The sequence below is a fragment of the Caballeronia insecticola genome (assembly GCF_000402035.1).
GTDB lineage: Bacteria > Pseudomonadota > Gammaproteobacteria > Burkholderiales > Burkholderiaceae > Caballeronia > Caballeronia insecticola.
In genome coordinates this window covers 2,049,582-2,062,147 of the sequence record NC_021287.1, presented here as the reverse complement: position 1 = coordinate 2,062,147, position 12,566 = coordinate 2,049,582, and the positions used below count along the sequence as shown (strand labels likewise).

At 64.5% G+C, this 12,566-nt stretch carries 13 protein-coding genes; all 13 read left to right on the top strand.

What is annotated here, in order from left to right:
- The first annotated feature begins 24 nt into the window (after nt 1-24).
- The 13 genes from rpoE to nagZ all read left to right on the top strand — a co-directional run bounded on the left by rpoE (nt 25) and on the right by nagZ (nt 12,540).
- Entirely contained in the window at nt 25-624 is a 600-nt protein-coding gene (gene rpoE / locus BRPE64_RS09525) for an RNA polymerase sigma factor RpoE (protein WP_016345879.1), read from the top strand.
- 81 nt (nt 625-705) lie between these two features.
- On the top strand, nt 706-1,332 hold the full coding sequence (locus BRPE64_RS09520) for a sigma-E factor negative regulatory protein (RefSeq protein ID WP_044041462.1): 627 nt from the start codon (nt 706-708) through the stop codon (nt 1,330-1,332).
- Between the two features lie 57 nt (nt 1,333-1,389).
- Nucleotides 1,390-2,379 carry a MucB/RseB C-terminal domain-containing protein gene (locus BRPE64_RS09515; RefSeq protein WP_016345877.1) on the top strand — a complete coding sequence of 330 codons (990 nt, stop codon included), beginning with the start codon at nt 1,390-1,392 and terminating at the stop codon, nt 2,377-2,379.
- 22 nt (nt 2,380-2,401) lie between these two features.
- Entirely contained in the window at nt 2,402-3,943 is a 1,542-nt protein-coding gene (locus BRPE64_RS09510; protein ID WP_016345876.1) for a DegQ family serine endoprotease, read from the top strand.
- 13 nt (nt 3,944-3,956) lie between these two features.
- The gene (locus BRPE64_RS09505) at nt 3,957-4,217 is read left to right on the top strand and encodes a glutaredoxin family protein (protein ID WP_016345875.1); all 261 of its coding nucleotides are present in this window, start codon (nt 3,957-3,959) and stop codon (nt 4,215-4,217) included.
- Nucleotides 4,218-4,363: 146 nt separating this feature from the next.
- Nucleotides 4,364-6,154: a translation elongation factor 4 gene (gene lepA / locus BRPE64_RS09500; RefSeq protein ID WP_016345873.1), complete on the top strand. Its 1,791-nt coding sequence runs from the start codon at nt 4,364-4,366 to the stop codon at nt 6,152-6,154.
- 66 nt (nt 6,155-6,220) lie between these two features.
- A complete protein-coding gene (lepB, locus tag BRPE64_RS09495; RefSeq protein ID WP_016345872.1) occupies nt 6,221-7,114 on the top strand; it encodes a signal peptidase I in 894 nt (297 codons plus the stop codon).
- Nucleotides 7,115-7,279: 165 nt separating this feature from the next.
- The gene (gene rnc / locus BRPE64_RS09490) at nt 7,280-8,401 is read left to right on the top strand and encodes a ribonuclease III (RefSeq protein ID WP_084675729.1); all 1,122 of its coding nucleotides are present in this window, start codon (nt 7,280-7,282) and stop codon (nt 8,399-8,401) included.
- 58 nt (nt 8,402-8,459) lie between these two features.
- Nucleotides 8,460-9,359: a GTPase Era gene (era, locus tag BRPE64_RS09485; protein WP_051180401.1), complete on the top strand. Its 900-nt coding sequence runs from the start codon at nt 8,460-8,462 to the stop codon at nt 9,357-9,359.
- A 16-nt stretch (nt 9,360-9,375) separates the two neighbouring features.
- The gene (gene recO, locus BRPE64_RS09480; RefSeq protein WP_016345869.1) at nt 9,376-10,278 is read left to right on the top strand and encodes a DNA repair protein RecO; all 903 of its coding nucleotides are present in this window, start codon (nt 9,376-9,378) and stop codon (nt 10,276-10,278) included.
- Nucleotides 10,275-11,048, top strand: a complete 774-nt coding sequence (gene pdxJ, locus BRPE64_RS09475; RefSeq protein ID WP_016345868.1) for a pyridoxine 5'-phosphate synthase — start codon at nt 10,275-10,277, stop codon at nt 11,046-11,048. The genes recO and pdxJ overlap by 4 nt, the downstream gene beginning before the upstream one ends.
- Before the next feature lie 11 nt (nt 11,049-11,059).
- On the top strand, nt 11,060-11,464 hold the full coding sequence (gene acpS / locus BRPE64_RS09470; RefSeq protein ID WP_016345867.1) for a holo-ACP synthase: 405 nt from the start codon (nt 11,060-11,062) through the stop codon (nt 11,462-11,464).
- 47 nt (nt 11,465-11,511) lie between these two features.
- Nucleotides 11,512-12,540, top strand: a complete 1,029-nt coding sequence (nagZ, locus tag BRPE64_RS09465; RefSeq protein ID WP_044041460.1) for a beta-N-acetylhexosaminidase — start codon at nt 11,512-11,514, stop codon at nt 12,538-12,540.
- Nucleotides 12,541-12,566: the final 26 nt, after the last annotated feature.

Below are 12,566 nucleotides of genomic sequence, written 5' to 3'. Positions count from 1 at the left end.
CCCAAAGCGAAACGGATTTCCCAGGTGAGCGAAAAAGAAATCGACCAATTGCTGGTCGAGCGTGTCCAAAAGGGTGACAAGGCCGCGTTCGAACTGCTGGTCGCCAAATACCACCGCAAGATCATTCGACTGATCTCGCGCCTCGTGCGCGACCCCGCCGAGGTTGAAGACGTCGCCCAGGACGCCTTCATCAAGGCTTACCGCGCGCTGCCGCAATTTCGGGGCGAATCGGCGTTCTATACATGGCTCTACCGGATTGCGGTCAACACGGCAAAGAATTACCTTGCAACGCAGGGACGGCGCGCGCCCACTTCTACCGAAGCCGATGCGGAAGAAGCGGAAACTTTCTCCGACGCGGACCAACTAAGGGATATCAACACGCCCGAATCGATGTTGATGAGCAAGCAGATCGCACAAACGGTCAATGCTGCGATGGCGCTGTTGCCGGAAGAACTGCGCACCGCCATCACGCTCCGGGAAATTGAAGGTTTGAGCTACGAAGAAATCGCCGAAATGATGAATTGCCCCATCGGCACCGTCAGATCGAGAATTTTTCGTGCTCGCGAAGCCATTGCGGCAAAATTGCGTCCGTTGTTGGACACTCCCGAAGGCAAACGCTGGTAAGCGGCGGCAATCCACGGGACAGGGACGCGATATCTGGGTTAGTTGGTGTCACTACGGGGTGTGGTCACGATGGGGAGCATCATGGGGTCGGTCTCGATGCAGAATCAGACGCAAACAGGTTCGCGCGGCGAACGCATGTCGGCATTCGTCGACGGTGAGTCGCTCGACGAGATTGGAAATATCAGCCAGTTTCTCGCGGAACTGAAAAGCGACGAGCGAGCGGCGTGGTCGGCCTATCACCTGATCGGCGACGCACTGCGTTCCGACGATCTCGCGGTCAGCCCGGCGCGCAGCAGCGCCTTCATGACCGCATTCTCGGCGCGCTTCGAGGCCGAGGCGCATGTGCTCGCGCCCGCGGCGCCGCCCGCGAAGGCGCGTGGCGGCATGTTGCGTCGTCGCGTCGTGCCCGCGTTTGCGGTGGCCGCGGCGGCCGCGACCCTGACGTGGATCGTCGTGCCGCAATTGCAAGGCGTGGACAGCCACGGCGGCGCGCAGGTGGCGAGCGTCGCACCGGCGGATTCCGTGCAGCGCGTGGCGCTCGCGTCGGTGCCGGCGGTGACGGTGCGTGCGCCTGTCGTCGAGGCGAACATCATCCGCGACGCCGATCTCGACCAGTATCTCGTCGCGCATCAGCAGTTCTCGCAGCAGCCTGCGATGCCCGGTTCCATGCCCTTGATTCGCGCGGCGGCTACCTCGCCGAGTCAATAATTTGATGTGAGTGCGCGGTTGACTAAAACGAACTATTGGGGGCGGCTGCCGGCGTTGATGCTGTGCGCAGCCGCGTTGTTGACGGCGGCATCGGGCAGTTTTGCCCAGACGGACGATCCCGCCGCCACTCGCAAATCGGCTGTCAGCCTGCTCAACCGCATCCACGAGGCGGCCCAGCAGCAGAATTACGAGGGTACGTTCGTCTACCAGCGCGGCGCGACCGTTCAGTCGTCGCGCATCACGCATGTCGCCACACGCGGCGATGGCGAATACGAATCCCTGGAAAGTCTCGACGGCGCGCCGCGCAAGATGCTGCGCCACGACGACGACATGTTCACGTTCGTCCCCGAGCGGCACTTGCTGGTCGTCGAGCATCGGCAAAACCGGGACTCGTTCCCGGCGCTGCTCGCCGCGAGCGGCGATCAGGTGCTGTCTGTCTACGAACCCAAGCTTCTGGGCAGCGACCGCGTCGCGGGTCTGGACAGCCAGGTGCTCGAACTCGATCCAAAAGATTCCTACCGCTTCGCCTACAAGCTGTGGGCCGACGCAAAAACCGGCCTGCTGCTGCGCGCGCAGACGCTCGATCCCGACGGCCAGGTGCTCGAACAGCTGTCGTTCTCGCAGGTGCGCATTGGCGGGCCGGTCGACAAAACGCCGATCGCGAACGGCATCCGCAGTACGTCGGGCTGGACCATCGTGCGCCCGCCCGTGCAGGCGGTGGACATGGAAGCGCAGGGCTGGCAGCTGACGCCGAATATCGCGGGCTTTCGCAAGATTCGCGAGTTACGCCGTCCGATGGCGTCGAGCCAGCCGGGCCAGCCGCCGATTCCGGTCGATCAGGCGGTGTTTTCGGACGGCCTCGCGACCATCTCCGTGTTCGTCGAGCCGGTCGAAAAGAATACGCGCAAGGAAGGCGCGGGCAACAGCGGCGCAACACACGTGCTTGTGAAGCGGCGCGGGGATTTCTGGATTACCTTGTTGGGCGAAGTGCCGCAAGCTACATTGCAGCAATTTGCTTCTGCCATAGAATACAAGCCTTCCAAGTAATCCAGATCCCGGCCTCCAACCTATGAGCAACTACTCGCTGCGCAAGTTCATCGCGGCCGCGGCGCTCGCCGTGTGCCTGCCGTTCGTCTCGCAGAGTGCGTCAGCGGTGCCCACGGTGAACCTGCCGGACTTTACGACGCTCGTCGACAAAGTGGGGCCGTCGGTTGTGAACATTCGCACGACTTCGCGCGTCGGGTCCGGCACTGAACTGCGCGGCGTGCCGCCCGGTCTCGATGACGGCGACATGTCCGAGTTCTTCCGCCGCTTCTTCGGCATTCCGATGCCCGGCCAGCCCGGTTCGCCGCGCGGCGGCGGCGGTGGTGGAGGCAACAACGGCGGCAGCGGCGGCGATCAGGGCAAGGGCGGCAGCCGCAACGCGCCTGACGACAACCAGGACAATTCGGAACAAAGCAGTGGCGTCGGCTCGGGCTTCATCCTGTCGACGGACGGCTACGTGATGACCAACGCGCACGTCGTCGACGATGCCGACACCATCTACGTCACGCTCACCGACAAGCGCGAATTCAAGGCGCGGCTCGTCGGCGTCGACGAGCGCACGGACGTGGCCGTGGTCAAGATCAGCGCGACGAATCTGCCGGCAATCACCATCGGCGATTCGAACAAGGTGCGCGTCGGCGAATGGGTGCTCGCGATCGGTTCGCCGTTCGGCCTCGACAACACCGTGACCGCGGGCATCGTCAGCGCGAAGGGGCGCGATACGGGCGACTACCTGCCGTTCATCCAGACCGATGTGGCCGTGAACCCGGGCAACTCGGGCGGGCCGCTCATCAACATGGCGGGCGAGGTGATCGGCATCAATTCGCAGATCTACAGCCGCACGGGCGGCTTCATGGGCATCTCGTTCGCGATTCCGATCGACGAAGCAATGCGCGTGGCCGATCAGCTGAAGACCTCGGGCAAGGTCGTGCGCGGGCGCATCGCGGTGGCGATCGGCGAAGTGACGAAAGACGTCGCGGATTCGCTCGGATTGCCGAAGGCGCAGGGCGCGCTCGTGTCGAGCGTCGAGTCGGGCGGTCCGGCGGACAAGGCGGGCGTGCAGCCGGGCGACATCATCATGAAGTTCAACGGCCAGAACGTCGAAACCGCGACGGATCTGCCGCGCATGGTCGGCGACACGAAGCCCGGCACCAAAGCCACGATCACCGTGTGGCGTAAAGGCCAGACGCGCGAACTGCCGATTGTCGTGGCCGAGATGCAGCCGGACAAGGTCGCGAAGGCCGAGCAGAAGAAGACGCCGCAGCCGAAGGAACGCGCGAGCAATTCGCTCGGGCTCGCGGTGAGCGATATCCCGGCCGAGCAGCGCAAGTCGCTGAAACTCACGAGCGGCGTGCAGGTGGACGCGGTCGAGGGTCCGGCGGCGCGCGCGGGCTTCCAGAAGGGCGACATCATCCTGCGCGTCGGCGATACGGACATCACGAGCGCGAAGCAGTTCGAAGCGGTCGCGCAGAATCTCGACGCCAGCAAAATGGTGCCGATTCTCGTGCGTCGCGGCGACAACACGCAGTTCGTGCCGCTGCGCCCGCGCGTGCCGGCGCAGAAGTAGGCAGGCTCGCGCGATGAACTCCACGCCGGGCGCGGCTTTCATCCTTTACGGGCGCGCCTGGTGCCATTTGTGCGAGGACATGCGCGCCGAACTGGCCCCGCTCGCCGCGCGCCACGGCCTCGCGATCGACTGGGTGGACATCGACGAAGATCCGGCGCTCGAGGCGCGTTACAACGAACTCGTGCCGGTGTTGGCGCTGGACGGCGTCGAGCTTTGCCGCTACCGGCTCGACGCGCGCGCGGTTCAGGCGGCGCTCGACGCGCGGAGCGCGTGATTCGCCGCTTTCATCGCTTTCGCCACCGAAAGGCGAAAAGCGCCGGGCCGAAACGGTTTTCGGCTAAAATGCTGAAGTTTTCCCCAATTTTCTAAGGCGTGCTCCGCGTTGGTGAGGGCGCGCCTTTTTCGCTTGATCGGCACTGAATGAATCATATTCGTAACTTTTCGATCATTGCGCACATCGACCACGGCAAATCCACGCTCGCTGACCGCATCATCCAGTTGTGCGGCGGACTGTCCGATCGTGAGATGGAAGCGCAGGTGCTCGATTCGATGGACCTCGAGCGCGAGCGCGGCATCACGATCAAGGCGCAGACCGCGGCGCTGACGTACAAGGCGCGCGACGGCCAGGTCTACAACCTCAATCTGATCGATACCCCCGGGCACGTCGACTTCTCCTACGAGGTCAGCCGTTCGCTCTCCGCGTGCGAGGGTGCGCTGCTCGTCGTCGATGCGAGTCAGGGCGTCGAGGCTCAGACCGTCGCGAACTGCTACACGGCCATCGAACTGGGCGTCGAAGTCGTGCCGGTGCTGAACAAGATCGACTTGCCGGCCGCGAACCCCGAGAACGCGATCAGCGAAATCGAGGACGTGATCGGCATCGACGCAGCCGACGCCGTGCATTGCAGCGCGAAGACCGGTCTCGGCGTCGAGGACGTGCTCGAATCGCTGATCGCCAAGGTGCCGCCGCCCAAGGGCAATACGGACGCGCCGCTGCAGGCGCTCATCATCGACTCGTGGTTCGACAACTACGTTGGCGTCGTGATGCTCGTGCGCATCGTCAACGGCACGTTGAAGCCGAAAGACAAGATCAAGATGATGGCGACCGGCGCGCAGTATCCGGTCGAGCATCTCGGCGTTTTCGCGCCGAAGTCCACCAATCTCTCGCAGTTGTCGGCGGGGCAGGTGGGCTTCGTGATCGCGGGCATCAAGGAACTGACGGCCGCCAAGGTGGGCGACACCGTCACGCTCGCGAACCGTCCCGCCGAAGCGCCGCTGCCCGGCTTCAAGGAAGTGAAGCCGCAGGTGTTCGCGGGGCTCTATCCGGTCGAGGCGAACCAGTACGACGCGCTGCGCGAATCGCTCGAAAAGCTGAAGCTCAACGACGCATCGCTGCAATACGAGCCGGAAGTGTCGCAGGCGCTTGGCTTCGGCTTCCGCTGCGGCTTCCTCGGCCTCTTGCACATGGAAATCGTGCAGGAGCGGCTCGAGCGCGAGTTCGACATGGACCTGATCACCACGGCACCCACGGTGATCTACGAAGTCGTCCAGCGCGACGGCACGACCATTTCCGTCGAGAATCCGGCGAAGATGCCGGAGCCGTCGAAGATCGAGGAAGTGCGCGAACCGATCGTCACCGTGAACCTGTACATGCCGCAGGAATATGTCGGCTCGGTCATCACGCTGTGCACCAACAAGCGCGGCTCGCAGATCAACATGCAGTATCACGGCCGTCAGGTGCAGCTCACGTACGAAATCCCGATGGCGGAAATCGTGCTCGACTTCTTCGACCGCCTGAAGTCCACCTCGCGCGGCTATGCGTCGATGGACTACGAGTTCAAGGAATATCGCGCGGCCGACGTGGTCAAGGTAGACATGCTCATCAACGGCGACAAGGTCGATGCGCTGTCGGTCATCGTGCACCGTTCGCAGAGCCAGCATCGCGGCCGCGAAGTGGCGTCGAAGATGCGTGAACTCATCCCGCGCCAGATGTACGACGTGGCCATTCAGGCGACCATCGGCTCGAACATCATCGCGCGCGAGAATATCAAGGCGCTGCGCAAGAACGTGCTGGCGAAGTGCTACGGCGGCGACATCTCGCGCAAGAAGAAGCTGCTGGAGAAGCAGAAGGCGGGCAAGAAGCGCATGAAGCAGGTCGGCACGGTCGAGATCCCGCAAGAGGCTTTCCTCGCGATCCTGCGTGTGGACGAATGACGTTTTCCTCGTTCGCCACGCCGGCGCCGCAGCACGGCAAACAACGATAACAACCGGAATCGATTGATGAATTTTGCACTGATTCTCTTGATCCTCGTCGTTCTGACGGGAATTGCATGGGTGCTCGACAAGCTGGTCTTTCTGCCGCAACGGCGCCGCGCCGCCGATGCCGCCGCGGCCGAGTTCGACCGCCAGCAGGAACGCGTGGGCGAGCGTTTCGCCGATGAAAACGCCGCGCAAACGCGCGCCCGCCTGCGTGACGACAAATTGCGCCAGCCGTGGTGGCTCGAATACACGGCGAGCTTCTTTCCGGTGATCCTCGCGGTGTTCGTGGTGCGCTCGTTTATCATCGAGCCGTTCAAGATTCCGTCCGGCTCGATGGTGCCGACACTGCTCGTCGGCGACTTCATCCTCGTCAACAAGTACGAGTACGGTCTGCGCCTGCCGATCATCAACACGAAGATGACGCAAGGCCGCCCGCTGCAACGCGGCGACGTGGTCGTGTTCCGTTATCCGAAGGACGAGTCGGTCGACTACATCAAGCGCGTGATCGGCCTGCCGGGCGACACGGTCGCTTACGAAGACAAGAAGCTCACGATCAACGGCAAGCCGGTGCCGGAAACCCCGCTGCCCGACTATTTCGACGACGAGCGCATCGGCTACGCGAAGCAGTTCGAAGAAGACCTCGACGGCCGCAAGAACGCGATCCTGAACAATCCGCAGGTGCCGCCGTTCGTCGTCGGCGCGGACGACTTCCCCTTCCGCGACAACTGCAACTACAACGCGCAGGGCGTCACGTGCAAGGTGCCGCCGGGCAACTACTTCATGATGGGCGACAACCGCGACAACAGTGCCGACAGCCGCTACTGGGGCTTCGTGCCGGATCAGAACATCGTGGGTCGTGCGTTCTTCATCTGGATGAACTTCAGCAACCTGAAGCGGATCGGCTCGTTCCAGTGACGGGCACGGACGCCGGCGCGCCGCTCGACGGCACCCGGCGTTCGCGACGGCTGCAGCGAAGCTTCGAAACGGCGTGAAAAAGCGCGGCTAACGCCGTCTGGCCACGCGTTTTCCGGCGATGGCTGGCGGAATCGTCCGCCCGCGCGCCCGCGTTATACTCTCTCCATGCCATCTTCTCCGTTGGAAAGCCGGCTGCGGTATGAATTTCGCAATGCGGAATTGCTGCGCCAGGCGATGACCCACCGCAGTCACAGCGCCACGCACAATGAACGGCTCGAATTTCTCGGCGATTCCGTTCTAAATTGCGTGGTGGCGGCGCTTTTGTTCCAACGATTCAGCAAACTCGACGAAGGCGACCTGTCGCGCGTGCGCGCCAATCTGGTCAAACAGCAGTCGCTTTACGAAATCGCGCAGGCGCTCAACGTGTCCGAATGCCTGCGTCTGGGCGAAGGCGAATTGCGCAGCGGCGGTTTTCGCCGCCCGTCGATTCTCGCGGACACGCTCGAAGCCATTTTCGGCGCCATCTTCCTCGACGGCGGTTTCGACGCCGCGCACACCGTCATCAAGCGGCTTTATACGCCGGTGCTGGACCATATCGATCCGCGCACCATCGGCAAGGACGCCAAGACGCTGCTCCAGGAATATCTGCAAGGCCACAAGATCGCGCTGCCGACCTATACCGTCGTCGCGACTCACGGCGCCGCGCACAATCAGCAATTCGAAGTTGAATGCACGGTGCCGAAGCTCGACATCAAGGTGTCCGGTTCCGGCGCGAGCCGCCGCGCGGCCGAACAGGCTGCCGCCAAAAAGGCGCTCGACGAAGTCGTGGCCGCGGCACCCACGCTTGGCGTGAAGCCGAAGCGCAAGGGCGCGCGCGCCGCGAAGCTGGCCGAAGCCGAATTCGTGCCCGGCGTCACCGGCATTCAGGCTGCGCTCGATCTGCGTTCGCCCGACCGGCGCGAGCGTCATCATGCACCGCACGGCGCGCAGCACGATGCCGACGAGCGCCCGGCCGCCACGCCGCTTGCGGTGATCCGCGCGACGCACGTGGAACCGTCCGCCGGCGCATACGCGGCGAGCGAGAAGGCCGAGCGTCATGTGATCCACAAGCCGGAGAAAGCGGCGAAGAGTGAATCCGCGACCGCCGCCGCGGCAGACAAGCCGGCGTCCGCCGACGACCGCAACCCCGCCGATGATCGCGACCCCGACGCCGCCGAAGCCCGCGGAAGCGCAAGCGCGGATGCACCGGCAAGCCGTGTCGCGCGCGCCGCCGACGCCGGTCATTGACGCGCGCTATCGCGCATTCGGCGCAGCCGCGCCCAACGAAACCTCGCCGCACACATTTATGAACGCTCCTACTTCCTCCGGTTTCCGCTGCGGCATGGTCGCGATCGTCGGCCGCCCGAACGTCGGCAAGTCGACGCTGATGAACGCGCTCGTCGGCCAGAAGGTGAGCATCACGTCGCGCAAGGCGCAGACCACGCGCCACCGCATCACCGGCATCAATACGGTCGACGACGCGCAGTACATCTTCGTCGATACGCCCGGCTTCCAGACGCGCCACAGCGGCGCGCTCAATCGCTCGCTGAACCGCGCGGTGACATCCACGCTCACGTCCGTCGATGCAATTCTGTTCGTCATCGAAGCAGGCCGCTTCGGCCCGGACGACCAGCGCGTGCTCGACCTGATTCCCGCCGGCACGCCGACGCTGCTTATCGCCAACAAGCTCGATCGCGTGGGCGACAAGGATTCGCTTTTCCCGTTCATGCAGCAGATGGCCGCGTTGCGCGAGTTTCGCGAGATCGTGCCGCTGTCGGCCAAGCATCCGGAGGACATCAAGCGGCTGATGTCGGTCGTGAAGCCGTATCTGCCCGAAGGCGAGCCGATCTACGGCGAAGACGACCTGACCGATCGCAGCGAGCGATTCCTCGCGGCCGAAATCCTGCGTGAGAAAGTGTTCCGCTGGACCGGCGACGAGCTGCCGTACACGAGCACGGTGCTGATCGACAAGTTCGAGACCGAAGGGCGCCTGCGCCGCGTTTTCGCGACGATTCTCGTTGATCGCGACGGCCACAAGGCGATGATCATCGGCCAGAAGGGCGCGAAGCTGAAGCAGATCAGCACGGACGCGCGCCTCGACATGGAAAAGCTCTTCGACGGTCCCGTGTATCTCGAAACCTTCATCAAGGTGAAGAGCGGCTGGGCCGACAACGAAGCGGGCCTGCGCGCATACGGCTACGAGTGACGCGGACACCGCACCCATGGACGACGGCACCAACGACGCGTGGATGATGCCGCCCGCCGACGATCGTCCCGACGACGACTTCGACGCGAGCGAGCGCCCGGCGGCGCGCGTCGCCAGGAAGCGCACTCGCGCGGCGCCGTCCGTCGCCGATAGCTCGGATGGCGCAGACAGCGCGCCGAAGAAACCGCGCGCGGCGCCGCGTTCCGACTTTCGCGTCGCCGAGCAGCCGGGTTTCGTGCTGCATAGCTATCCGTATCGCGAGACGAGTCTCATCATCGATGTGTTCTCGCGCGATCACGGCCGCGTCGCGCTCGTCGCGAAGGGCGCAAAGCGTCCGCATTCCGCGCTGCGCGGCGTGCTGCAGACGTTTCAGCCGCTGGGCCTGTCGTGGTCCGGCAAGGGCGAAGTCCGCACGCTGACGACCGCCGAGTGGGTCGGCGGCATGCTGCCGCTCGCGGGCGACGCGCTGCTTTGCGGCTTCTACGTCAACGAACTGCTCGTGAAGTTTTGCGCGCGCGAAGACGCGCATCCGGCGCTCTTCAATCACTACGTTCTGACGCTTTCGCGCCTCGCGCACGACGAACCCGCCGTGCAGGTGCTGCGTTCGTTCGAGCGCGTCCTGTTGCGCGAAACCGGTTACGCGATGAATCTCGTGCGCACCGTCACGCGCGAGCCGGTCGCGCCCGAGGGCCGCTATGTCTTCGACCCGGATCGCGGCGTGCGCGCAGCCTCCGACGATCTGCCCGCGCCGTGGCCGGTGATCGCGGGGCAGACGCTCATCGACATGGAACGCGACGATTACACGAACCCGCAGAGCGCCGCGCAAAGCAAGACGCTGATGCGCTTTCTGCTGAATCATTACCTGGGCGGCACGCCGCTCGCCACCCGTCAGATACTGATCGACCTGCAAAAACTATGAGCTTCTTTCTTTCGTCGCCTGCGAGCGTGATCGATCTGGGCGTCAACATCGATCACGTCGCCACGCTGCGCAATGCGCGCGGCACGTCCTATCCCGATCCGATCCGCGCGGCGCTCGCCGCCGAGGACGCGGGCGCCGACGCCATCACGCTGCATCTGCGCGAAGATCGCCGCCATATTGTCGATGCTGATGTGCGCACGCTGCGTCCGCTGCTCAAAACTCGCATGAATCTCGAATGCGCGGTCACGCGCGAGATGCTCGATATCGCATGCGAAATCCGCCCGCATGATGTCTGCCTCGTGCCGGAGAAGCGCGAGGAACTGACGACGGAAGGCGGCCTCGACGTCGCCGGACAATTCGAAGCGGTGAAGGCCGCGTGCCGGCAACTCGCCGACGCGGGCGCGCGCGTGTCGCTGTTCATCGATCCGGACGAGACGCAGATTCGCGCCGCGCACGAAGCGGGCGCGCCGGTCATCGAACTGCATACCGGAAGCTACGCCGAGGCGCACGACGGAGCCCGTCAGCGCAGCGAGTTCGAACGCGTCGCGGCGAGCGTCGATTTCGGCAACGCGCTCGGGCTCAAGGTCAACGCGGGGCACGGCCTGCACTACACCAACGTGCAGGCGATCGCGGCGCTGCCGGGGATCGTCGAACTGAATATCGGGCACGCGATCGTCGCGCATTCGATCTTCGCCGGCTGGGACAACGCCGTGCGCGAGATGAAGGCGATCATGGTCGCGTCGCGGCTCGCCGCCAGCCACGCGCGCTGAGCGTCGACATCATGGCCATCTACGGAATCGGCACGGACGTCGTACAGGTGAGCCGCGTCGCGGCGGTGATGGAGCGCACCCACGGCCGCTTCGCCGAAAAGGTGCTCGGCCCGGACGAGTTGCGCATCTATCATGCGCGTCGCGCGCGCTCGGAAGTGCGCGGCCTCGCGTTTCTTGCCACGCGCTTCTCCGCCAAGGAAGCGTTTTCGAAAGCGATCGGCCTCGGCATGCGCTGGCCGATGACCTGGCGCGCGCTGCAAACACTCAACGAGCCGAGCGGCAAGCCCATGATCGCGGCATCCGGCGAACTGGCCGAATGGCTCGCGCAACGCGGGATCACCGCGCAAGTCACGGTCAGCGACGAACGCGACTACGCGGTGTCTTTCGTGATCGCGGAAGTGCCCGATCCGGTCTGATCCGATCCGACTTCAGTCCAACCCGCATAAAAAGCCAATTGAACCCGATGAAACGCACTCCCGGCCCCATCATGCTCGATGTAGCGGGCACGACGCTCAACGACGCGGATATCGAGCGCATTTCGCACCCGATGACCGGCGGCATCATTCTTTTCGCACGGCATTTTCAGGACCGCGCGCAACTCGTCGCGCTGACCGACGCGATCCGCGCGGTGCGTGACGACATCCTGATCGCCGTCGATCACGAAGGCGGGCGCGTGCAGCGCTTCCGCACCGACGGCTTCACCGTGCTGCCCGCGCCGGGCAAGCTCGGCGCGCTGTGGGACCGCGACGTGCTCGCCGCGACCCGCGCCGCGACCGCGTTCGGCTACGTGCTCGCGGCGGAACTGCGCGCGTGCGGCATCGACATGAGCTTTACGCCGGTGCTCGATCTGAACTACGGACAGTCGAAAGTCATCGGCGATCGCGCGCTGCACGGCGATCCGCGCGTCGTCGCGATGCTCGCGAAAAGCCTGAATCACGGTCTCGCGCTCGCCGGCATGGCGAACTGCGGCAAGCACTTTCCGGGTCATGGTTTTGCCGAGGCCGATTCGCACGTCGCATTGCCGACCGACGATCGCCCGCTCGAGGAAATCCTTGCCGCCGATGTGCGTCCGTACGACTGGCTCGGCATGTCGCTTTCGTCGGTGATTCCGGCGCACGTCATCTACACGCAAGTCGACGACAAGCCCGCGGGCTTCTCGCGCATCTGGCTGCAGGACATTCTGCGCGGCCGGCTCGGCTTCAACGGCGCGATCTTCAGCGACGATCTGTCGATGGAAGCGGCGCGCGCCGGCGGCACGCTCACCGAAGCCGCGACGGCCGCGCTCACCGCGGGCTGCGACATGGTGCTGATCTGCAATCAGCCGGAAGAGGCGGGCCGCGTGCTGGAGCAACTGCGCTATACGCCGCCGAAGGCGTCCACGCAGCGCATCGCGCAGATGCGTCCGCGCGGCAAGGCGCTGCGCTGGAGCAAGCTGCAGGCGCATCCGGATTATCTGGCGGCGCGCGCGCTGGTCAAGGAAACGCTCGGCTAAGTTGAATCAGCCGAGTCGAAACAAAA

Excerpts from the sequence above, each read along its gene's own strand:
- BRPE64_RS09505 (WP_016345875.1), top strand. The coding sequence starts at position 3,957 with ATGAACTCCACGCCGGGCGCGGCTTTCATCCTTTACGGGCGCGCCTGG.
- pdxJ (WP_016345868.1), top strand. The coding sequence starts at position 10,275 with ATGAGCTTCTTTCTTTCGTCGCCTGCGAGCGTGATCGATCTGGGCGTC.
- lepB (WP_016345872.1), top strand. The coding sequence starts at position 6,221 with ATGAATTTTGCACTGATTCTCTTGATCCTCGTCGTTCTGACGGGAATT.
- BRPE64_RS09510 (WP_016345876.1), top strand. The coding sequence starts at position 2,402 with ATGAGCAACTACTCGCTGCGCAAGTTCATCGCGGCCGCGGCGCTCGCC.
- era (WP_051180401.1), top strand. The coding sequence starts at position 8,460 with ATGAACGCTCCTACTTCCTCCGGTTTCCGCTGCGGCATGGTCGCGATC.
- acpS (WP_016345867.1), top strand. The coding sequence starts at position 11,060 with ATGGCCATCTACGGAATCGGCACGGACGTCGTACAGGTGAGCCGCGTC.
- BRPE64_RS09520 (WP_044041462.1), top strand. The coding sequence starts at position 706 with ATGGGGTCGGTCTCGATGCAGAATCAGACGCAAACAGGTTCGCGCGGC.
- nagZ (WP_044041460.1), top strand. The coding sequence starts at position 11,512 with ATGAAACGCACTCCCGGCCCCATCATGCTCGATGTAGCGGGCACGACG.
- recO (WP_016345869.1), top strand. The coding sequence starts at position 9,376 with ATGGACGACGGCACCAACGACGCGTGGATGATGCCGCCCGCCGACGAT.
- rnc (WP_084675729.1), top strand. The coding sequence starts at position 7,280 with ATGCCATCTTCTCCGTTGGAAAGCCGGCTGCGGTATGAATTTCGCAAT.
- BRPE64_RS09515 (WP_016345877.1), top strand. The coding sequence starts at position 1,390 with ATGCTGTGCGCAGCCGCGTTGTTGACGGCGGCATCGGGCAGTTTTGCC.
- lepA (WP_016345873.1), top strand. The coding sequence starts at position 4,364 with ATGAATCATATTCGTAACTTTTCGATCATTGCGCACATCGACCACGGC.